General features: G+C 65.6%; 21 protein-coding genes and 1 riboswitch. Of the genes, 4 read left to right on the top strand and 17 right to left on the bottom strand.

Translation table 11 applies throughout. From position 1 onward, the window contains the following. Nucleotides 1–66: 66 nt before the first annotated feature. The 12 genes from gcvPB to A3840_RS16945 form a co-directional block, all read right to left on the bottom strand. The gene (gcvPB, locus tag A3840_RS16890; RefSeq protein ID WP_067459624.1) at nucleotides 67–1,611 is read right to left on the bottom strand and encodes an aminomethyl-transferring glycine dehydrogenase subunit GcvPB; all 1,545 of its coding nucleotides are present in this window, start codon (nucleotides 1,609–1,611) and stop codon (nucleotides 67–69) included. Further along, the gene (gene gcvPA / locus A3840_RS16895; protein ID WP_067459627.1) at nucleotides 1,608–2,951 is read right to left on the bottom strand and encodes an aminomethyl-transferring glycine dehydrogenase subunit GcvPA; all 1,344 of its coding nucleotides are present in this window, start codon (nucleotides 2,949–2,951) and stop codon (nucleotides 1,608–1,610) included. The genes gcvPB and gcvPA overlap by 4 nt, the downstream gene beginning before the upstream one ends. Before the next feature lie 13 nt (nucleotides 2,952–2,964). Then, nucleotides 2,965–3,330 (bottom strand): glycine cleavage system protein GcvH, encoded by a 366-nt coding sequence (gene gcvH / locus A3840_RS16900; protein ID WP_067459630.1) that lies wholly within the window; start codon nucleotides 3,328–3,330, stop codon nucleotides 2,965–2,967. A gap of 9 nt (nucleotides 3,331–3,339) precedes the next feature. After that, nucleotides 3,340–4,503, bottom strand: coding sequence for a glycine cleavage system aminomethyltransferase GcvT (gene gcvT, locus A3840_RS16905; protein WP_067459633.1), 1,164 nt, complete (start codon nucleotides 4,501–4,503; stop codon nucleotides 3,340–3,342). A 148-nt stretch (nucleotides 4,504–4,651) separates the two neighbouring features. Further along, a riboswitch (glycine riboswitch) is annotated at nucleotides 4,652–4,741 on the bottom strand. 583 nt (nucleotides 4,742–5,324) lie between these two features. Next, nucleotides 5,325–5,813: a F0F1 ATP synthase subunit B family protein gene (locus A3840_RS16910; RefSeq protein ID WP_067459636.1), complete on the bottom strand. Its 489-nt coding sequence runs from the start codon at nucleotides 5,811–5,813 to the stop codon at nucleotides 5,325–5,327. A 5-nt stretch (nucleotides 5,814–5,818) separates the two neighbouring features. Further along, nucleotides 5,819–6,451: a F0F1 ATP synthase subunit B gene (locus A3840_RS16915; RefSeq protein WP_082903987.1), complete on the bottom strand. Its 633-nt coding sequence runs from the start codon at nucleotides 6,449–6,451 to the stop codon at nucleotides 5,819–5,821. Between the two features lie 194 nt (nucleotides 6,452–6,645). Further along, the gene (locus A3840_RS16920) at nucleotides 6,646–6,873 is read right to left on the bottom strand and encodes a F0F1 ATP synthase subunit C (protein ID WP_067459640.1); all 228 of its coding nucleotides are present in this window, start codon (nucleotides 6,871–6,873) and stop codon (nucleotides 6,646–6,648) included. Nucleotides 6,874–6,930: 57 nt separating this feature from the next. Beyond that, on the bottom strand, nucleotides 6,931–7,710 hold the full coding sequence (locus A3840_RS16925) for a F0F1 ATP synthase subunit A (RefSeq protein ID WP_067459643.1): 780 nt from the start codon (nucleotides 7,708–7,710) through the stop codon (nucleotides 6,931–6,933). Between the two features lie 18 nt (nucleotides 7,711–7,728). Further along, nucleotides 7,729–8,124 (bottom strand): AtpZ/AtpI family protein, encoded by a 396-nt coding sequence (locus A3840_RS19180; protein ID WP_165603207.1) that lies wholly within the window; start codon nucleotides 8,122–8,124, stop codon nucleotides 7,729–7,731. A 219-nt stretch (nucleotides 8,125–8,343) separates the two neighbouring features. Next, nucleotides 8,344–11,799, bottom strand: a complete 3,456-nt coding sequence (locus tag A3840_RS16935) for a chromosome segregation SMC family protein (protein WP_067459649.1) — start codon at nucleotides 11,797–11,799, stop codon at nucleotides 8,344–8,346. Nucleotides 11,800–11,967: 168 nt separating this feature from the next. Further along, a complete protein-coding gene (locus A3840_RS16940; protein WP_067459652.1) occupies nucleotides 11,968–12,657 on the bottom strand; it encodes a DsbA family protein in 690 nt (229 codons plus the stop codon). Between the two features lie 88 nt (nucleotides 12,658–12,745). Next, nucleotides 12,746–13,312 (bottom strand): DUF721 domain-containing protein, encoded by a 567-nt coding sequence (locus A3840_RS16945; protein ID WP_131798360.1) that lies wholly within the window; start codon nucleotides 13,310–13,312, stop codon nucleotides 12,746–12,748. Between the two features lie 358 nt (nucleotides 13,313–13,670). On the opposite strand from A3840_RS16945, the gene A3840_RS16950 reads away from it, so the two are divergent. From A3840_RS16950 to A3840_RS16960, 3 genes are read left to right on the top strand one after another with little or no spacing between them, the layout of a single operon-like run. After that, a complete protein-coding gene (locus A3840_RS16950) occupies nucleotides 13,671–14,735 on the top strand; it encodes an A/G-specific adenine glycosylase (RefSeq protein WP_067459658.1) in 1,065 nt (354 codons plus the stop codon). A 51-nt stretch (nucleotides 14,736–14,786) separates the two neighbouring features. After that, nucleotides 14,787–15,017, top strand: a complete 231-nt coding sequence (locus tag A3840_RS16955) for an AbrB/MazE/SpoVT family DNA-binding domain-containing protein (RefSeq protein ID WP_067459661.1) — start codon at nucleotides 14,787–14,789, stop codon at nucleotides 15,015–15,017. Then, nucleotides 15,014–15,412: a type II toxin-antitoxin system VapC family toxin gene (locus A3840_RS16960; protein WP_067459664.1), complete on the top strand. Its 399-nt coding sequence runs from the start codon at nucleotides 15,014–15,016 to the stop codon at nucleotides 15,410–15,412. The genes A3840_RS16955 and A3840_RS16960 overlap by 4 nt, the downstream gene beginning before the upstream one ends. Before the next feature lie 71 nt (nucleotides 15,413–15,483). On the opposite strand, the gene A3840_RS16965 is transcribed toward A3840_RS16960, so the two are convergent. The 3 genes from A3840_RS16965 to A3840_RS16975 all read right to left on the bottom strand — a co-directional run bounded on the left by A3840_RS16965 (nucleotide 15,484) and on the right by A3840_RS16975 (nucleotide 17,760). Then, complete coding sequence (locus A3840_RS16965) at nucleotides 15,484–16,620, bottom strand: site-specific DNA-methyltransferase (protein ID WP_082903989.1); 1,137 nt, start codon at nucleotides 16,618–16,620, stop codon at nucleotides 15,484–15,486. Between the two features lie 82 nt (nucleotides 16,621–16,702). Beyond that, nucleotides 16,703–17,392, bottom strand: a complete 690-nt coding sequence (locus A3840_RS16970; protein WP_067459667.1) for a ribonuclease HII — start codon at nucleotides 17,390–17,392, stop codon at nucleotides 16,703–16,705. Between the two features lie 2 nt (nucleotides 17,393–17,394). After that, nucleotides 17,395–17,760, bottom strand: coding sequence for a DUF4180 domain-containing protein (locus A3840_RS16975; protein WP_067459669.1), 366 nt, complete (start codon nucleotides 17,758–17,760; stop codon nucleotides 17,395–17,397). Nucleotides 17,761–17,835: 75 nt separating this feature from the next. Between A3840_RS16975 and A3840_RS16980 the strand changes: the two genes are divergently transcribed. Continuing rightward, nucleotides 17,836–18,414, top strand: a complete 579-nt coding sequence (locus tag A3840_RS16980) for a hypothetical protein (RefSeq protein WP_067459673.1) — start codon at nucleotides 17,836–17,838, stop codon at nucleotides 18,412–18,414. Here A3840_RS16980 and A3840_RS20170 read toward each other — a convergent pair whose 3' ends face one another. Then, complete coding sequence (locus A3840_RS20170; RefSeq protein ID WP_281180587.1) at nucleotides 18,415–18,705, bottom strand: phosphotransferase; 291 nt, start codon at nucleotides 18,703–18,705, stop codon at nucleotides 18,415–18,417. Next, on the bottom strand, nucleotides 18,606–19,292 hold the full coding sequence (locus A3840_RS16985) for a phosphotransferase family protein (RefSeq protein ID WP_281180588.1): 687 nt from the start codon (nucleotides 19,290–19,292) through the stop codon (nucleotides 18,606–18,608). The genes A3840_RS20170 and A3840_RS16985 overlap by 100 nt, the downstream gene beginning before the upstream one ends. Nucleotides 19,293–19,469: the final 177 nt, after the last annotated feature.

Here is a 19,469-nt window from a genome sequence, read left to right on the forward strand (position 1 = left end):
AAGGCTGCGGCTGGGCAGGGCGATGATTTCCGTCGCAACGCCCCCGCCGCAGGTCCCTTGGCCCGCTTATTCCGCCACTTGCGGCAGATCGTCCGGCCGTTCCCATTTCAATACCGGCTGGCGGGCAGCGCGGGTTTCGTCGAGGCGCCGGCGCGGCGCCTTCATCGGGGCGGCGGTGAAGCGTTCCGTATTGCCGGCCTTGGCATCGCTGGCAAGGTCGGCCATGACGTCGCAGAAGCGATCCAGCGTCTGCTTGCTCTCGCTTTCCGTCGGTTCGACCAGCATCGCCCCGTGCACGACCAGCGGGAAATACATGGTCATGGGGTGGAAGCCCTCGTCGATCATCGCCTTGGCGAAGTCGAGCGTGGTGACGCCGGTGCCCTTGAGGAAACTGTCGTCGAAAAGCGCTTCATGCATGGTGGGATAGTCGGGGAAGGGCACCGAGAACAGGTGCTCGAGCCGCGCCTTGATGTAATTGGCGTTGAGCACGGCATCTTCGGCCGCCTGCGCCAGGCCGTCGGCGCCGTGGCTGAGCATATAGGTCAGCGCGCGGACATACATGCCCATCTGGCCGTGGAAGGCCGTGACGCGGCCCAGGGCCTGTTCTTCGACATGCTCGACCAGGTCGAGGCCATCCTGGACCCGCTTGATGAACGGAACGGGCGCGAAGGGTGCCAGGGCCTCGGAGAGCACCACGGGACCCGCACCCGGACCACCGCCGCCATGGGGCGTCGAAAAGGTCTTGTGCAGGTTGATATGCATGGCGTCGATGCCGAGATCGCCCGGCCGGACCACGCCCATGATGGCGTTGAAATTGGCGCCGTCGCAATAAAAGAAGGCGCCGGCTTCGTGTACGGCCTTGGCGATCTCGATGACCTGGGGCTCGAACAGGCCGCAGGTATTGGGATTGGTCAGCATGATCGCCGCGACCTCCGGCGACAGGGCCGCCTTGACCGCTTCGACATCGACGGTGCCGTCATCCCTGGCGGGCACCGGCTTGACGCTATAGCCGAGGAAAGCGGCCGTGGCCGGATTGGTGCCATGCGCGCTTTCGGGGACGAGGACGATCTTGCGATGCGCTTCGCCCTTGGCCTCCTGCGCCGCCTTGATGGCCATCATGCCGAGCAATTCGCCATGCGCGCCCGCCTTGGGCGAGAGGGCCACGGCGGCCGTATTGGTGAGTGTCATCAGCCAGTGCGAAAGCTGGTTCATCAGCTCCAGCGCGCCCTGCACGGTGGAGACCGGCTGCAAGGGGTGAATGTCCGAAAAGCCGGGCAGGCGCGCCATCTTCTCGTTGAGGCGCGGATTGTGCTTCATCGTGCACGAACCCAGCGGATACATGCCGCTGTCGATCGAGTGATTGAGGCGGGAGAGGCGCACATAATGGCGCATGGCCTCGGGCTCGGTGAGGCCGGCCAGGTCCAGCTTGCTCTTGCGGGCAAAGCCGCCGAGGCGATCTTCGGCCAGGTCGATTTCGGGCAGGTCGACGCCGGAATGTTCGGTATCGCCGATTTCGAACAGCAGCGGTTCGTCGGGCAGGAGAGCCGAGCCGGAAGCAATGGTGCCGGCCGTGCCCACGCCGGTGGGGCGGCCCTGATTGTTCATGCTCATGCCAGCTCCTCCATAAGCGCCGCGACCAGGGCGGCGATATCGGCCTCGGTAGTGAGTTCGGTGGCGGCCAGGATGATGAGGTTCTCGACCTCGGGATCGCCGGGCAGCAGGCGGGATGCCGGCACGCCCGCCAGGATGCCGCGCCGGGCAAGGCGCTCGACCAGGCCCGCGGCGGGCTGGGCGGTGCGGATGGTCATCTCGTTGAAGAAGGTCTTGTTCAGCACCTCCACGCCCGGCACGCCGGCCAGCGCATCGGCCAACCGGATGGCATTGGCATGGTTGAGGCGAGCGAGGCGGGTGAAGCCGGCTTCGCCGAGCAGGGCCATGTGGATGGAGAAGGCTAGGGCGCAAAGCCCTGAATTCGTACAGATATTTGAGGTGGCCTTCTCGCGGCGGATATGCTGCTCGCGGGTGGACAGGGTCAGCACGAAGCCGCGATTGCCGTCGGCATCGACGGTTTCGCCGCAAAGCCGGCCCGGCATCTGGCGGATGAAGTCCCTGCGGGTCGCCATGAGCCCGAGATAGGGGCCGCCGAAATTGAGCGCGTTGCCGATCGACTGGCCTTCGGCCACCACGATGTCCGCGCCCAGGGCGCCGGGCGCTTCGAGCAGGCCCAGCGACACCACTTCGGTGACCACCACGATCAGCAGCGCGCCCTGGGCATGGGCGGCGTCGGCGGCGGATTTCAGGTCGCGAAGATGGCCATAGAAATCAGGGGTTTGGATGACGATGGCGGCGGTATTGCCGTCGATCTGCTCCAGAATATCGCCCTGTCCGGTCGGGGAGGGGGAGAGGCAGACCAGGTCCGGATCGTCCTTGAGATAGGCCTTCACCACGTCGCGGTAATGCGGGTGCAGGCCGCCGGAGAGGACGATTTTATTCTTGCGTGTCAGGCGCCTGGCCATGAGCACGGCCTCGGCGGTGCCGGTGGAGCCGTCGTAGAGCGAAGCATTGGCGACGTCCATGCCGGTGATCTTGGCCACCTGGGTCTGGAACTCGAAAAGCATCTGCAGCGTGCCTTGCGAGATCTCCGGCTGATAGGGCGTATAGGCCGTAAGCCATTCGGAACGCTGGATTAAATGGTCGACCGTGGCTGGGATATGATGGCGGTAAGCGCCGGCCCCGACGAAGAAGGGACCGTCGCCGGCGGCATGGTTGCGGCCGGCCAGGGCGCGCATATGGGCTTCGACCAGGAATTCCGGGCTATGTGCCGGTAAATCCAGGGAAAAATTCTTGAGCGCGGGTTTGGGAACGGCGCTGAACAGGGCGTCGATATCGGGCGCGCCGATGACGCCGAGCATTTCGGCGCGCTCATGGGCGGAATGGGGAAGATAGCGCATATGGATCAGGGGATTAGAGGGTCAGATCGGCATAGCCGTCGGCATCGAGCAGGCTGTCGATCTCGGCGGAATCGGCGATTTTGAGCTTGAAAATCCAGCCTTCGCCTTCGGGCGCGGAGTTCAGCATTCCGGGCTCTGAGGTTAGCAGACTGTTAACCTCGACAACCTCACCGGACACCGGAGCGTAAATTTCGGACGCAGCCTTGACGGATTCGACCACGGCGGCCTCGTCGCCCTTCCTGAGCACCTTGCCGATGGCGGGCAGCTCGACAAAGACGATGTCGCCCAATTGCTCCTGCGCGTAGGTGGTGATGCCGACAATGCCGGTCTCGCCGTCGACGCGGATATATTCGTGGTCGGGGGTGAATTTAGTGGTCATGGGGAGGCCTCAGGCTGACTTGCGGAAATAGCGGTGGGGAACGAAGGGGCTGGCACTGACTTCGGCCGGCTGGGCGCGGCCGCGCACGGAAACCTGGAGCTTTGTGCCGGGCGCGGTGAGCTGCGGCGGCACGAAGCCCAGCGCGATGGCGCGGCCCAGCGAGGGCGCGAAACCGCCGCTGGTGACCACGCCGATGGCCTGGCCCGCCGCGTTGAGGATTTCGGCGCCTTCACGGGCCGGCGCGCCCTCCACCAGGAGGGCAACGCGCTTGCGGGCGGGCTGGCCCTCGCGCTCGGCGAGAATGCGCCCGGCGCCGGGGAAATCGGCGGCCTCGCGGCGGCGCTTGGAAACGGCGAAGCCCAGATCGGCCTCGATGGGGGAAACGGTTTCGTCGAGGTCATGGCCGTAAAGCGGCAGGCCGGCTTCGAGACGCAGGCTGTCGCGGGCGCCCAGGCCGATTGGCTTGACGCGCGGATCGGAGAGCAATTCGTCCCAGAGGGCGACGGCCTCGTGGCGATTGACCAGGATTTCGAACCCGTCCTCGCCGGTATAGCCGGACCGGGCGACGAAGACCTTGTCGCGGCCCCATTCGAAGGCACCGTAATTCATGAAACCGAGAGCGATGGCCTCGGGGATAAGGGCGGCCATGACATTGACGGCCTCGGGGCCCTGGAGGGCGAGCAGGGCATAATCGTCATCGGCGCGGATCAGGCGGGCCTTGTCGCCGGCCGCTTTCTCGATGAGGGCGAAATCATTGTCCTTGGTGCCGGCATTGACCACGATATAGAGACCGCCGGCCACGAGGGGCGAGCGGGCGACCATGAGGTCGTCGATGATGCCGCCCTCCGCATTGAGCAGCAGCGTATAGCGGATCTGCCCCGGCTTGAGCCCGGCAATGTCGCCGCAGATCAGCGGCTCGATGATGCCGGCAATGGCGGCATGATCGGCTTCCGCGTCGCCGGACGGATTGGCGAGCATGAGAAAGCCCGGCCCCATATGGCTGACATCGAACAGGCCGGCATGCTCGCGCGTCCATTTGTGCTCGGCCATGATGCCGGTGGGATATTGCACCGGCAGGGCATAGCCGCCAAAGGGCACGAGGCGGCCGCCGGCGGTGACGTGGCGCTCGTAGAGGGGGGTCTGCTTGAGATCTTCGGAAGGGATATCGGCCATGGACTCTCTCTGGCTGGACGGCGACACGACAAGGCTCCGCCACGTGGCGGAATGCGTGCCCCCTCTGTCCTTGCCCTGAGAGATTTCCCGGCTGAGCGCCGGTTGCTCCTTCGGAGAAGCCGCAAGCGGCTTGCTTTCCAGAGTGTACGACCTGACTGCGGTCCCTGATGCCTGAGAGTTTCCGGGGCGGTTGCTCCTTCGGCGCCGGCGCTGGGCCGGTCTCTCCCGCAGTCGAGTGCACCATGATGGAGATTTTGCGAGGCGTCAATCGCGGGTTGGCGTTTGTGCAGGGGATGTGTGGGGGGAGGCCCCCCCTCATCCGTCTCGCGCTTTGCGCGAGCCACCTTCTCCCACGAGGGGAGAAGGGAAGGGCGGTGGGTGGGTATGCTGACAAACTCTCCCGTCGTCACCCTCGGGCCGAACCCGAGGGGGGGCGATGGCCACACGAGCAAATGTCTCGTGCGTGCCTGCACCCCCTCCTAGCCCCGCTAGGCCTTCGGCCAAGCTGCGCTACCTCCCCCGTTAAGGGGGAGGTGCCGCATCCAGTGTGGGGCAAGTTTTTAGGCCAAACGCCGGCCCGGGCCCTCTCCCTTGCGGGGAGGGCAAGCCCAGCTTAGGTCCGTAAGGACCTTGGCGGTGCTCGGGTGGGCGCCTGGTGTTCCAACTTGGCTCGGACACCCCCTCCCTACCTGCGCTACGGCCAATTGGCCTAGCTTCGGTACCCTCCGCTCAAGGGGGAGGGTGGGCAGGAGCCGATAGGTTCCCAAACAAAAAAGGCGGGCATTGCTGCCCGCCTTGATTCTGGTGAGACCGGATCGGTCCTAGTTGAGGCGTCCGGCGACGTCGGCGATGGCGGCGTCGATGACCTTGCCGCCATTCTTGTTCATCTCGTCGGAGAGAACGGTGCGGGCCGCCTCGATGGCGATGTCGGCGGAACGGGCGCGGACCTCGGCGATGGCCTGGGCTTCGGCCTGGGCGATCTTGTCTTCCACATTCTTGGTGCGGCGGGTGACGAGATCGGCCAGCGAAGCCTGGGCTTCGGCGGTGAGGCGCTCGGCCTCGACCTTGGCGGCGGTGACGATGCCTTCGGCCTCCTGCTCGGCGGCGGCGCGCTTCTGCTCATATTCCACGAGCAGGGCGGCCGCTTCCTCGCGCAGGCGCTTGGCCTCGGAGATGTCGTCTTCGATCTGCTTGATCTTGCCGTCGAGCATCTTGGCGATGATGCCGGGAACGCCGATGGCGATGATCAGGACCACGAAGATGACGAGGCCCAGCATGGCGAAGAAGCTGTTATCCAACCAATCTGGCATGGCTCTTATCCCTTAACCTTGGCCACGGCAGCGCGGACGCTGTCGGCCGGGACGTCGCCGACGATCTGCCCCACGACGGCCTGGGCCGTCTCGGTGGCGATATCATCGACATGGGTGAGGGCTTCCGCCTTGGTCTGGGCGATGCGGGCCTCGGCGGCGCTGACCTTGGCGGACAGCTCGGTTTCCACCGCGTTGCGCTTGCTGGCCAGATCGGCCTGGATGGCCGAGCGGGTCTCGGTGGCGATGCCCTGCGCCTTGGCCTTGGCTTCCGCCAGCGCCTTCTCATAGGCGGCGATGGCAGCGTCGGTCTTCTGGCGATCCGCATCGGCGGCCGCCAGATCGGCATCGATCAGGGCCTTGCGGTTTTCCAGGATGCCGCCCAGCCGGGGCAGGGCAAGCCTGCTCATCAGCACATAGAGCAGGCCGAAAGTGATGGCGAGCCACAGGAGCTGGCTGGGAAAGGTCGCGGGGTCGAAGGGCGGGAAAACATCCGAATGATGGTCATCGCCATGCGCTTCGGTCGTGGCATGCGTGCCCTCGGTCGGATCGGCGTGCACGCCGTCAACCACCTGCACAGCTTCGCCAGCGTGTTCTTCCGCCGGAATTTCCGCTTCTTGAGCGTAGGCTTGCGTTACCATCTGGTCGAGGTCCCGTTAGAACTCTTTGCCTTTCGGGCCGAAAAGCAAGGCAGCTCTCTCTGCTTGTTGACACAATTCCGGGCGCAGAAGCTGCGCCCTTGCCGGAATTGCATAATCCGGTCATCCGGCCAGGGGCCGGAGAAGGGAGCGCAGCCGGAACCAGTCCGGCTGCGATAGTCTCGTGCCGTCGCGAATTAGGCGACGAACAGCAGGATCAGGGCAACCAGGAACGAGAAGATGCCCAGAGCTTCGGTCACGGCGAAACCGAAGATCAGGTTACCGAACTGGCTCGGGGCAGCCGACGGGTTGCGCAGGGCACCCGAGAGGAAGTTGCCGAAGATGTTGGCCACGCCCAGGGCGGCACCAGCCATACCGAAGGTGGCAATACCGGCACCGATGAACTTTGCGGCTTCAGCTTCCATTTTAATGTCCTTTCAAGCGACTTTGGGGTCCGGCGGGCCATCCGCCGAAATTTGTGGTTAGTGGGACGGGTGGATCGCGTCGTTGAGATACATGCAGGTCAGGACCGCGAAGACATAGGCCTGAACTGAACCGACGAGAAACTCGAGGCCGGTGATGGCGACAGCCATGGTCATCGGCAGGATGGCGGCTGCCCAGCCCACGGCACCCAGGCCGGCGATCATCATCACGGCAAAGCCGGTGAACACCTTGAGGGTGATGTGGCCGGCAAGGATATTGCCGAAGAGACGGACCGACAGGCTGATGGGACGCGAGAGGAAGGAAATGACCTCGATCGGCGTCACGATGGGGAGGATATAGCCCGGCACGCCGGCCGGCACGAACAGCTTGAGGAATTTCGGGCCGTTCTTGATGAAGCCATAGAGAATGACGGTGATGAACACCATCATCGACAGGGCGAAGGTGACGATGATGTGGCTGGTGACGGTGAAGAAATAGGGCACCATGCCGAACATGTTGGCCACGAAGATGAAGGTGAAGAGGCTGAACACCAGCGGGAAGAACTTCATGCCTTCCTTGCCGGCCGAGCTTCTGACCATTCCCGCCACGAATTCGTAGAGCAGTTCCGCCGTCAATTGCAGCCGGTTGGGCACCAGGCGCTTGCCGGCGCTGGCCCAGAGCAGGAACAGCGTGATCACCGCCACGGTCAGCACCATGAACAGGGCTGAATTGGTGAAGGCGAAGGTGGTGCCCGAACCTTCCGTGCCGTCACCGCCCAGGGTGAAAAGCTCGAACAGGTCATAGATGACAAACTGGTGGATCGGGTCAGTACCGGCCATGGAGCCCTCTAAGCGTCATCATTTCTCGTCCCGCTCTTCGTCTTCCGCGCCCGGTCCCATATCGGAACCCGGCGGGGCAGGCGATGCGGCATTCATTTCCGCCACCACTCGGATGACGTTCAGGATTCCAGCGGCGAAGCCCATCAGCAGAAGGATGAGCAAGCCCCAGGGGCTGGTTCCCAGGCCAAGGTCGATCAGGTAGCCGATGCCGGCACCCACCAGGACCGCGGCGATGAATTCGGTGCCGATGCGCAAACCACGCGCCAGACCGCTCATCTCCGGGGAAGCATCGCGTGAGGCTCTGTCGTCCTCCCGCTCCCGCTCCCGCTTGGCGGAGGCGATGCGCGATGCAAGATCCCGCGTCGCCTCTCCAGAGCGATCGGGCTGGCCCTGGTTATCCCGCGGTACGTTCATCCGCTTCTCCCCTTGGCCGGCCGTCCCCCGCATTCACGGGCGCCCTTTTAAGTCGCGCGCAACATAGTGGTGGCCCCATTTGGTGTCAAGGCGGCCTTGGTTGCTCTAAATCTTTGTTTCAACAATGATATTTGCAGCAGGGAGGGGGTGCGGCATGCTGTCCACACCCCGATGATGGCAGAGTCATGGCAGGACGGGGGGATTCTGGCGCCGTGGACGCTATCCCGCCTCGCGGAAACTTTCGGCCGTCTGCAAATCCACCGAGACCAATTGGCTGACGCCGCGCTCGGCCATGGTGACACCGAACAGGCGATCCATGCGGCTCATGGTGATCGGATTGTGGGTGATCACCATGAAGCGGGTATTGGTGCGCTGGCGCATGGAATCGAGCAGGTTGCAGAAGCGCTCGACATTGGCGTCGTCCAGCGGGGCGTCGACCTCGTCGAGCACGCAGATCGGCGCGGGATTGGTGAGAAAGACCGCGAAGATGAGGCTCATGGCGGTCAGCGCCTGCTCGCCGCCGGACAGCAGGGTCATGGTCTGCGGCTTCTTGCCCGGCGGGCGAGCGATGATCTCGAGCCCGGCTTCGAGCGGATCGTCGCTTTCGACGAAGCTCAGTTCCGCCGTGCCGCCGCCGAACAGGGTGGTGAACAGCTCCTGGAAATGCGCATTGACCTTGCCGAAGGCCTCGTTGAGACGGGCGCGGCCCTCGCGGTTGAGCGCGGCAATGCCGGCGCGCAGCTTGGCGATGGCCTCGATGATGTCGTCGCGGTCCTTGACCATATTGTCGAGCTTGAGCTGGACCTCCTCGGCCTCCTTCTCGGCCGAAAGATTGACCCCGCCCAGCCGCTCGCGCTCGGCCTTGAGGCGGTCGAGCTTGCTTTCGATGGCCTGCTCGTTGGGCAGGGCTTCCTCGGGGCGGATGCCGGAGGCTTCCAGCGTCTTGCCGGCGGGAATGCCCAGCGTTTCCTCGATCTGGCGCTCGATCTGCTGGCGCTGGGCGATGGCGCCCTTGAGGCGTTCCTCGATGCGGGTGAGCTCGATCCGCACCGCGTTGAGCGCGTCGCCGGCTGATTTCAGCGCCTTGTCGGCTTCGCGCCAGGCATTCTGGGCGGCGTTGAGCCGGTCGCCGGCCTGCTGGTGCTCGGCGCGGGCGGTCTCGATCTGGTCGTCGAGCTGCGCCTTGCGGCCGGCAAAGCCCTCGGGCGCCTCGGCCAGGCCGGACAGCTGGGCCTCCACCTCGCCGCTGCGCTGGTCGAGAATGGCCAATTGCCCCTGCGCCCCCTCGCGGCGGCGCTGCCAGGCGGCCTTGTCGCGCGCCAATTGATCGAGCCGGGCGCTGCGCATGCGGGCGGCCGATTCGACATTGGCCAATTGCAGCCGGGCCTGGTCGGCCGTGTCGCGCAGGGCGGCGAGCTGGCGCTGCGCCGACTCGGCCGAAGCGGCGATTTCGCCTTCACCGCCGGCCTCGGCCTGGGCGCGCTCGGCTTCGTCCTGCATGGCGCGGGCCTCCGCCAGGCTGGCGGACAGGCGCGCCCGGGCCTCCTCCAGGGTGGAGCGGCGGGTGGCGAGATCGCCGATGGCGCGCTGGGCCTTGTCGAGTTCGGACTGGGCGGCGGCGATGGCATGCTGGGCCTTGCGCCAATCCTCGCGGGTCTGCCGTTCGGCCTGGCGGGCGGCGTCCAGAGCCGCGGCCAGCGCTTCGACATCGCGCTTCCAGGCATTGCGCTCGCCTTTGGCGCGGGCGATTTCCTCGTCGAGCTCGTTGAGGCGATTGCGCTGGGCCAGGCGCTGCGCGGCGGCGCTGGGCGCATCGGCGGCGGCGACGAAACCATCCCAGCGCCAGAGCGCGCCATCGAGGGTGACGAGGCGCTGGCCCGGCTTGAGCGCCGGCATCAGCGCCGGGCCATCCACGGCATCGACCAGCCCGATCTGGGCGAGGCGGCGTTCGAGCAGGTTGAGCCCGGTGACATGGCGCGACAGCGGCTCGGCCCCCTGCGGAAGGGGCGGATCGTCATAGCGATCGATGGCGATGGACCAATGCATGGGCGCGCCCGCGTCGGAAGAGGCTTCGAGATCGTCGCCCAGGGCGGCGCCCAAAGCGGTCTCGTAGCCGGGCTCGACCTGGAGCTCGTCCATGACGGCGGGCCAGAGGCTGGCGCCGGTATTGAGCATTTTCGCCAGCGTGGCCGCCTCCGCCTCGAGCCGGGTGACCAGGGCGTCGAGCTCGGCCAGGCGCGGCCGGGCGATGTCGAGCTTCGATTGGGCGGCCCCGGCCTGCTCCTCGGCCAGGAGGGCGGCCTTTTCGGCGGCGCCGGCCTCGGCCTGGGCGATATCGAGCGCCGCGCGGCGCCCGGCCAGGGTCTCGTCGGCATCGAGCGCCGCGATGACGCCGGCCATGTCGGCCTCGACCTCGGCCAATTGCTGGGCGAGGCGGGCATGGCGGCCGCGCGCATCGAGCAGGTTGCGCTCGGCCTGGGCCCGGCGGGCGCGCAATTGCGCCAGGGCATCGGCGGCCGCCCGGCCGGCGGCATCGGCTTCGGCCACGGCGGCGCGGGCATTGTCGGCGGCGATGCGGGCGGCGTCATATTCGGCCTGGGCCGCCTGCTGCTCGGCGCTCAACTGCGCCTCTTCCTGTGCATAGGCGGCAAGGGTGGTCTCGCTTTCGGCCACCAATTCGCGCTCGCGCGAACCGTCGGCTTCGATCTGGCGCAGGCGATCCTCGAGCTCGGCCCGGCGCTGGCTCATCCGGCGCGCCTCGTCGGCGAGCTGTTCGGAGAGGATCGTATAGCGTTGCAGCACCGCCCCGGTGACCGCCTCGCGTTCGCGCAGCGGCGTCAGCGCCGCCTCGGCGCTTTCGGCGGCCTTCTGCGCATCGAGCTGGGCATGGGTGGCGTCGGCGAGCTGGCGGATCAGCACCGCCTGGGCCGCCTCGTTCTCCTTCTCGGCCACGCGGGTGGCGACCCAGCGGATGTGGAACAGGGTCGCCTCGCCGCGGCGAATCTCGCCGGAAAGGCCGCGATAGCGGGTCGCCAGCCGTGCCTGGCGTTTCAGCGTTTCGAGCTGGGTCTCGATCTGGCCGATAATGTCGTCGACGCGCTCGAGATTGCCCTCGGCGGCGCGCAGGCGCAATTCGGCCTCGTGGCGGCGCGAATGCAGGCCCGAAATGCCGGCGGCCTCTTCGAGCAGGGCGCGGCGAGCCGTGGGCTTGGCGGCGATCAATTCGCCGATCTGCCCCTGGCGCACCATGGCCGGCGAATGGGCGCCGGTCGAGGCATCGGCGAACAGCAATTGCACGTCGCGGGCGCGCACTTCCTTGCTGTTGACGCGATAGACCGAGCCGGCCTCCCGCTCGATCCGGCGGGTGACTTCGAGCACATCGGCATTGTTGAGCGCGGCCGGAGCGGTGCGGTCGGCATTGTCGAGGACCAGCGTGACTTCGGCCGAATTACGCGCCGGGCGATTGCCGGAGCCGGAGAAAATGACGTCGTCCATGCCCGAGGCGCGCATGGCCTTGTAGGAGCTTTCGCCCATGACCCAGCGCATGGCCTCGACAAGATTGGACTTGCCGCAGCCATTGGGGCCGACAATGCCGGTCAGCCCCGGCTCCATGACAAGCACGGTTTCGTCGCAGAAGGATTTGAAGCCGTGAAGGCGGAGGCGAGAGAATTTCATCGGCGCCGCCTGTAATGCGGCGCGCCGGCGGATGGGTTCTTTCGCCCCCTCCCCCTTGCGGGGAGGGCCGGGGAGGGGGTGGTGCAGCGATCCACTGATGGACCCCCTCCCTCATTCCTTCCCTTCAAGGGGGAGGGAGGCGATGGAGCCGAAGCATCTTGTCGAGTGTTACTGCGCGGCCGGCGCCATGGCGTCAGCGGCGACGAAGTCGGCGGGCACGAGGGGATCGATCTCGGCAGCGAGCTGCTCGAGCGTCTTGCCCCCCGAAAGTGTCTTGCCGTTGACATAGAATGTCGGCGTCCCCGTCAGCCCGAAATCGTCGAGCGCCTGGTTTTTCTGCGCTTCAATCCCGTTCAGCACATCCTGATTCGTCAAGGCGGCGTTGAAGCTTTCCTCTGTAAAGCCCAATTGCTGGGCAATGGCAAAGATGGCGTCGCGCGGCTTTTCGGACATGCCCCATTCGTTCTGGGTCTTGAAATAGGTCGCGACCACTTCGTGATAATGCTCGGGGCCGGCGGCCTCGGCCAGCATGAAGATCGCTGCGTCCAGCGCATTGCGGGCAAAGGGCCGCACGATGAACTTGACCTTGCCGGTGTCGATATAGGCCGCCTTGAAGGGCTCATAGACATTGATGTGGAAGGCCGCGCAATGCGGGCAGGTGGGCGAGGCATATTCGATGACGGTGACCGGAGCATCGGCATTGCCCTCGACATGGTCCTCCAGGCCACCGGCCGGCGCCATCAGGCGGGCCTCATCGATGACGTCGCCTTCGGCGCCCTGCGCAATCCCGATACCCGAAAGGCTGAGCGCCGAGGCAGCGGCGGCAAGGAGAATGGTTTCGCGGCGATTGAATTTCACGTGAGAGGCTCCTGATGATTATGTGCCGGACACTACACGGGCCGAAGGTGTCGGCAAGTGGGCATTCCCATCAACACCCGGTGAACTGCTAGCGGCTCCGTCGTTCCGATCTGCTGGAGAGCGCCAGGCCCAGGACCTGCAACGCCTCCCTCAGATCGCCGTCTTCGACCTTTTCGGTCTGCTTGCCGACCTTTGCGATGGTGCTCTGGCTCGGTTGGAAGGGTTTTTGCGCCTTGACGGCTGAACCGGGGGTGAACGGCTCGGCCGAAAGCCGTACATCCTTGACCAGGACATAGCCGAAATAGCGGTTGATCGCCGCCGCAATGGCCGGCGCCTCGTGCTGGGCGAAGAGCGCCTGGCCCGGCGCGCAGCGCAGCACCAAAGTGGCGCCATCGGCATTGCTGCTGCCGCGCGGCCAGCTCAGTTTGTCGGGCCGGCAGGTCCTGTCGAAGGGGGGCGGGGCGATGGCGGCCCAATGGGTGATGATGTCCCGGCCGGCAAAGCCGCGCTTGCGCAAGACCGGATCGATCGCCCCCGCCAGCGCGTCGGCGACGGAAACGGCCTTGTTGCGGCGCTTATATTCGGGTGGCTCGTCCCTGGGCATGGGATTGGAGTAGCGCGGGGCGGGGGCAAGGGCAAGAGATGAGAACCCCACCGGGCCTCCCTTGGGGGAAGGGCAGTGTTTCGGGCGATCCAAAGCGCGGGCCCAAGGCTATCGCATATGGGCCGATAAGATCGAGGGGGCCATCCCCCTCCCCATCCCTCCCCGCAAGGGGGAGGGTGCCGGGCCGGCGTATGAGAAGCAAATACCGCCCTACACTGGATGCAGCACCTCCCCCTTGACGGGGGAGGATGGGAGGGGGTGCCGGCAGGCACGATACGCTTGGCCACATGCGATAGCCCTGCGCTTGAGGGGAGGGAGGCGAAGGAGCCACCGGAATAAGGGCGCGAGAGGTCATTTTGAATGGACCGCGCTTGACCCCGCAGGTAGCGTGCGCGCGTTACCAATAGAAATGCCCCAATTGCCCCTTTCCAATCCCCATCCCATCGATGCGCCGGCCGTCCTGGCCTGGTATGACAGCCACGCCCGCGACCTGCCCTGGCGCGTGTCGCCGGCGGATCGGAAAGCCGGCCTGCGTCCCGATCCCTATCGCGTCTGGCTGAGCGAGGTGATGCTGCAACAGACCACGGTGGCGGCGGTGAAAGCCTATTTCCTGCGCTTTACCGGGCTCTGGCCGCGCGTCGAGGACCTGGCGGCCGCGCCGCTCGATTCGGTGCTGCGCGAATGGGCGGGGCTGGGCTATTACGCCCGGGCGCGGAACCTGCATGCCTGCGCCCAGGCCGTGGTGCGGGAGCATGGCGGGGTTTTTCCCGCCAGTTCGGCGGCGCTGCAAAGCCTGCCCGGCATCGGCGCCTATACCGGCGCGGCCATCGCCGCCATCTGTTTCGACGAACCCGTGGCCGTGCTCGACGGCAATCTCGACCGGGTGCTGGCGCGCTATCATGCGCTGGACGTGCCGGTGCGCGAGGCCAAGGAACAATTGCGCGCAGCCCTGCAGGCTTCGGTGCCGGAACGGGCCGGCGATTTCGCCCAGGCCATGATGGACCTGGGCGCCACGATCTGCGCGCCGCGCAGCGCCACCTGCCTCCTCTGCCCGTTGCAGCCCGCCTGCGTGGCCGCGCGCGACGGCACGCCGCTGCTCTATCCCGTCAAGCCGGAAAAGGCCGAAAAGCCGGTGCGAAAGGGCCATGCTTTCGTGATGACCGATGCAGCGGGCGACGTTTACCTGCAAAGCCGCCCGCCCAAGGGCCTGCTGGCCGGCATGACCGAAGTGCCCGGATCGGACTGGAGCGCCGAACTCGGCACCCCCGCTTATCCGCGCGAGGCCCAATGGCACCATCGCGGGCAGGTGGTGCATGTCTTCACCCATTTCCGGCTGGAACTGGAAGTGTGGTCGGCAATCGTCGTGCCCGACGGCCTGGATGGCGGCTGGTGGGCGGAGCCGGAGGCGCTGAAGGGCGAAGCGCTGCCGACACTGTTCCGCAAGGTGCTGGCGCAGGCGGGGCTGGAGAGCTGAGTCTTGTCTGCTGCTGCGTTGAGTACTATTTTAGGCGCGACGGAGGTGGTCATGACATCAACCGTAACCGAGGACGGGCGGGTGACGATACCCAAGCCCATTCGCGAGCTGCTCGGCTTGCAGCCCGGCAGCGCCGTGGACTTTCGGCGCAATGACAAGGGTGAAATCGTTATCGTTGCGGCCAGTGGCGAGCGGTCGAGCTTCTTCTCGCAATTTGTCGGTCATGCCGGCCCCGGAATGACCACTGACGAGGTCATGGCGCTGACTCGCGGTGACGATTGACCCTCGTTGATACCAATGTCCTGCTTGATGTCATAACCGGCGATGCCGAATGGGTAACCTGGTCGGTCACCCAGCTCGATGAGGCCCGTCGCCGCGGGCCCCTCGTCATCAATGACGTGATATTTGCCGAAATAGCCGTGCGATACCGGTCGGCGGCCGAAGTCGAACACCTGTTTGCACAGATGCAATTGGTGCATGCGGCAATTCCGCGGGAGGCCCTGTTTCTGGCGGCAAAGGCGTTCCAGCGCTACCGCCAGGCCGGTGGGGTACGAACGGGGGTGCTGCCGGATTTTTTCATCGGCGCCCAGGCTGCCGTGGCGCAGCTTCCCCTGCTCACGCGAGACCGGCAGAGATACGAAACCTACTTCCCGACCGTAGCGCTCATTACGCCCTAGCCAACAAAAAGGCCGCCGGGGCAAACCGGCGGCCAGTTGATAGAGCCTGATGGGGAGATTGGAGGTCAGGATCAGGCAGAAAGCAAATCAAGTTTTTGGCGAATGTCGGTCCTGAACGTATCCAGGGGCTCCATTCGCCCGGCTTGTTCGTGGTGCCAGAAGGTCCACCCGTTGCATGACTCCGAACCCTGAACCAGCGCGCCGACCTTGTGGATCGACCCCTGATGCGGACCGGAGACGAGCGAGCCGTCTGCACGAACCATGGCCGAATAACGCCGGCCCGCGTCGAAAAGTTGCGCGCCCACCTCGATAAGGCCCTGCTCGACCAGCGAACCGAAGGGAATGCGGGCTTCCTTGCGCTTGGGCGTCACCGATTGCAGCGCCTCGAAAACGCCGGGGCGGATAGAGGCGATGCGCTGGCGGGCGCCGGCGATATAGGCCTGCTCGCGCTCGATGCCGATGAAGTGCCGGCCCAGCTTGCGGGCCACGGCGCCGGTCGTGCCGGTGCCGAAAAAGGGATCGAGTACGATGTCGCCCGGCTTGGTCGTGGCATTGAGGATGCGGAACAGGAGGGCTTCCGGCTTCTGGGTCGGATGCAGCTTGTTCTCGTCCTCGTCCTTGAGGCGCTCGGCGCCGGTGCAGATGGGGAAGAGCCAGTCGGAGCGCATCTGCGTGTCGTCATTGGCCAGTTTCATGGCTTCGTAATTGAAGGTCACGCGGCTTTTCTGGCTCTTGGCGGCCCAGATCAGCGTCTCATGCGCATTGGTGAAGCGCGTGCCGCGGAAATTGGGCATCGGATTGGCCTTGCGCCAGACGATGTCGTTCAGCATCCAGAAATCGAGATCCTGGAGCGCGGCGCCGACGCGGAAGATATTGTGATAGGAGCCGATGACCCAGAGCGCGCCATCGGGCTTGAGCAGCCGCCGCGCCGCCGAGAGCCAGGCGCGGGTGAAGGCGTCGTAATGGGCGAAGCTGTCGAACTTGTCCCAATCGTCGTCCACCGCATCGACCCTGGACTGGTCGGGACGGGTCAGCCCCTGCTCGAGCTGGAGGTTATAGGGGGGATCGGCGAAAATGAGATCGATGGAGCCGGCCGGCAAACTATTCATGTGGTCGATGCAATCGCCCACAAGGATAGTATCGATCGGGAGGCGCGTGGCCACCCTTTCCGCATCGGCCTTGCTGGCCGTACGCGCGGTACGCAACATGCACTTAACCCTAACGCAGTACTAACAAGGCTCTTATAAAGCGTTGAGGTTAATGGAGCGTTCGCAAGGGGTTAGCGGGGGGTTAACCGGCGACCACCAGCGTGGTCTTCCGCACCAGCAAAGCGGCGACCGGCGCGAATTCGGAGCGGTGGTGGCGGCAGGGGCCGTGGCGGTCCAGCGCGGCGAGATGGGCGGCGGTGGAATAGCCCTTGTGCCCGGCAAAGCCGAAATGGGGCGCGTCGCAATCCATGATCGCGCACATGCGGTCTCTTGTGACCTTGGCCACGATGGAGGCCGCCGCGATGGAGACGCTGCGCCCGTCGCCGCCGATCAGCGCCACGCCGGGGCAGGGCAGGCCGGGCGGCACGTCGCGGCCATCCACCAGCACCCGGTCGACAGGGCGGGGCAGGGCGCGGACGGCGCGGGCCATGGCCGCGAGCGTGGCCCCGCGGATATTGAGCGCGAGAATGTCGCTGGGCGGCGCGGAGACGATGGCGATCTCGGCGCTGGCGACGATCTCCTCATAGAGCGCGTCGCGCCGCTCGGGCGTCAGCTTCTTGGAATCGTTTAGGCCGGCGGGGATGCGGTCCGGATCGAGCCGCACCGCGGCGACCACGACCGGCCCGGCCAGTGGCCCGCGCCCGGCCTCGTCGACCCCGGCCACCAGAAGCGCGCCGCGCGCCATGAGCATCTCCTCATGGCTGAAATCGGGGAAACCCGCCTCGGGCGCGAACAATTCGGCTGAGGCCGCCTCGGTCTTGATCCGCGCCATGGTCAGGCTTTCCGGCCAAGGCCGGCCTCCAGCGCCGCGCGGTCGGCGGCGAAGATATGGTGGCCGACGCGATTGGTTTCGCCGACGAAGTCGCGCAGGGCCGTGCTGCGGGAAACATGGCCGGCAATGTCGCCGACAATGGCGAGACGCATCTGGTAATTCTGCAGCTTCTGGAAGAAATGCCCGGCCAGCCTGGTGCTGAGATCGAAGAATTCGGGGGCGAAGCGACCCGCCGGGACGACGATCATCTCGGCCTCGGTGCCATAGGTCTCGCCCAGGAGGTCGAGCGCATCCTGTTCGCTGCTGAGGGCGGGGCCCTCGGAAGCGACAAAAAACAGGATATGGCCATTGATCGTTTCGGTGCTCATACCGATGTCCCATTCGATTTTTCGCCCCAAGCTGATACAAGAAACCGGCCGGGGGGCAAAGGTAAGAGAGACCGAATGCGCAATGCGATCTGCCTTGCGGCGCTGTTGGCGCTCGGCGGCCCGGCCCTGGCCCAGCCGTTACATCATTCCTCCGGAGAATGGCGGGAATATCACCGCGACTGGCTGGCCGCCTGCCCGGACAATATCGACGAGGATGCCGCCGATTTTTACGGCTATTCCTGCTTTGCCAGCACCGGTAGCGCGGAATTGAACGATGCCAGCCTGCCGGCCTACAAGCTGACGCTGATCCACAACCGGCTCGATGGCGAGATCGACCTGGCCATCACAGTGGCGCCGGCGAGCGGCGAATATGATGTCGAACGTCCGATATTGCTGCGCTTTGGTGGCGAGGCCCCGATCGCGCTGAGCTGGGGCAGTGATATCGAAACCCGTCACAATGTGACCAACCAGTTCTTCCTCGTCGGCGCCGATCGGGAGGCAGTGCTGGCAAGGATGGCGGAACGCAATGCGCTGACCCTGTCGGTGCCGCTGGTGGGCGTGGAAAAGCCGGTCGAAAGCTGGATGTCGCTGCGCGGCGTGCTGGCCTCGCTCGATTTCATGTCCACCTATGCGCGGCGGGTGGCGCAATATTAGCTAGCGGCTTCGCCCGGCCCAGAGGGCGATGGCTTCGACCAGCGCATCGATATGGGCCGGCAGATGGGCTTCCATGGCCAGTTCCCACAGGCGATGGGTGCCGGTGAGAAGGTCCACCCTGTCCCGATCGATATGGCGGCCGGTCTCGCGTTCATAGGCCGTGATGATCCGCGCGGTCAGATCGGCCGAGATCAGGTTGGAATAGAGAAAATCCTGATGCAGGGGCCCGAGGCCGGAATCGGCGAAGTCGTAAACGCCGTTGAGCCGCCCGGCGGCATGGTCGAAGGCCATGTTCCAGCCATGCCGTCGAAAAAGCCGTAAATGGTGCCGTAGGGATCAGGGTCGAGATCGCCCCAGCCTGCCATGATCGCTTCGGCGAAGGGCCACAGCGTTTCGGGCAGGACCGGCCGGATGCGGCGCAGGATATCGTCGGCATCGAGCCAGGCTTCGACCGGAAGGGCGCCGGCCGCCACGGCCTCGGCGGGATCGATATCGTGCAATTGGGCGTAAAAATGCCCCATCGCCGCACCGAGGGCCCGGCGAGCGGCATCGTCCAGCGCCTCATATTGCGGGGTGACGAGATGATTGCCCGCTATCTTGTCGTGGCGGGAAAAGACAAGCGGGGTTTCGGACAGCGTCAGGGAGGGCACGTGTATATCGACCTTGGCCCCCACCAGCCCGAGAATGTTCACCTCGCGGCGCAGCGCGGCTTCGCCCCGTTCGTGCCGCGGAAACTTGAAGATGATCCGGTCATCGACATCCACGGCGACGCTGTCCCAGCCTTCGGACAGCAGGCGGAAGGATGCGTTTTCCAGCGCAGGAAAACGGGCGGTGATGATGTCCCTGAGGGCCGAAAGTTCGAACGGCGATGCCGGCATTGTGCCTCCGCAATGTCGGCGCCCTTTTAGGGCATTTCAGGTTTTCAGGGAAATCGCCGCCGGGAAGCGGGGGGGGGCGGCCGTCATTGCCGGGCTTGTCCCGGCAATCCATCTCGCGAGGGGCATGGACCACCGGGACAAGCAACTGTGGATTGTTTGATGATGGCGTTTAGGATC

Source organism: Devosia elaeis (genome assembly GCF_001650025.1).
GTDB classification, from domain to species: Bacteria; Pseudomonadota; Alphaproteobacteria; order Rhizobiales; family Devosiaceae; genus Devosia; species Devosia elaeis.

Excerpts from the sequence above, each read along its gene's own strand:
- A3840_RS16935 (WP_067459649.1), bottom strand. The coding sequence starts at position 11,799 with ATGAAATTCTCTCGCCTCCGCCTTCACGGCTTCAAATCCTTCTGCGAC.
- gcvPB (WP_067459624.1), bottom strand. The coding sequence starts at position 1,611 with ATGAGCATGAACAATCAGGGCCGCCCCACCGGCGTGGGCACGGCCGGC.
- gcvPA (WP_067459627.1), bottom strand. The coding sequence starts at position 2,951 with ATGCGCTATCTTCCCCATTCCGCCCATGAGCGCGCCGAAATGCTCGGC.
- A3840_RS16915 (WP_082903987.1), bottom strand. The coding sequence starts at position 6,451 with ATGGTAACGCAAGCCTACGCTCAAGAAGCGGAAATTCCGGCGGAAGAA.
- gcvH (WP_067459630.1), bottom strand. The coding sequence starts at position 3,330 with ATGACCACTAAATTCACCCCCGACCACGAATATATCCGCGTCGACGGC.
- A3840_RS16985 (WP_281180588.1), bottom strand. The coding sequence starts at position 19,292 with ATGCCGGCATCGCCGTTCGAACTTTCGGCCCTCAGGGACATCATCACC.
- A3840_RS16980 (WP_067459673.1), top strand. The coding sequence starts at position 17,836 with ATGCGCAATGCGATCTGCCTTGCGGCGCTGTTGGCGCTCGGCGGCCCG.
- A3840_RS16965 (WP_082903989.1), bottom strand. The coding sequence starts at position 16,620 with ATGTTGCGTACCGCGCGTACGGCCAGCAAGGCCGATGCGGAAAGGGTG.
- A3840_RS16970 (WP_067459667.1), bottom strand. The coding sequence starts at position 17,392 with ATGGCGCGGATCAAGACCGAGGCGGCCTCAGCCGAATTGTTCGCGCCC.
- A3840_RS16925 (WP_067459643.1), bottom strand. The coding sequence starts at position 7,710 with ATGGCCGGTACTGACCCGATCCACCAGTTTGTCATCTATGACCTGTTC.
- A3840_RS16955 (WP_067459661.1), top strand. The coding sequence starts at position 14,787 with ATGACATCAACCGTAACCGAGGACGGGCGGGTGACGATACCCAAGCCC.
- A3840_RS16950 (WP_067459658.1), top strand. The coding sequence starts at position 13,671 with ATGCCCCAATTGCCCCTTTCCAATCCCCATCCCATCGATGCGCCGGCC.
- A3840_RS20170 (WP_281180587.1), bottom strand. The coding sequence starts at position 18,705 with ATGGCCTTCGACCATGCCGCCGGGCGGCTCAACGGCGTTTACGACTTC.
- A3840_RS16920 (WP_067459640.1), bottom strand. The coding sequence starts at position 6,873 with ATGGAAGCTGAAGCCGCAAAGTTCATCGGTGCCGGTATTGCCACCTTC.
- A3840_RS19180 (WP_165603207.1), bottom strand. The coding sequence starts at position 8,124 with ATGAACGTACCGCGGGATAACCAGGGCCAGCCCGATCGCTCTGGAGAG.
- A3840_RS16910 (WP_067459636.1), bottom strand. The coding sequence starts at position 5,813 with ATGCCAGATTGGTTGGATAACAGCTTCTTCGCCATGCTGGGCCTCGTC.
- gcvT (WP_067459633.1), bottom strand. The coding sequence starts at position 4,503 with ATGGCCGATATCCCTTCCGAAGATCTCAAGCAGACCCCCCTCTACGAG.
- A3840_RS16975 (WP_067459669.1), bottom strand. The coding sequence starts at position 17,760 with ATGAGCACCGAAACGATCAATGGCCATATCCTGTTTTTTGTCGCTTCC.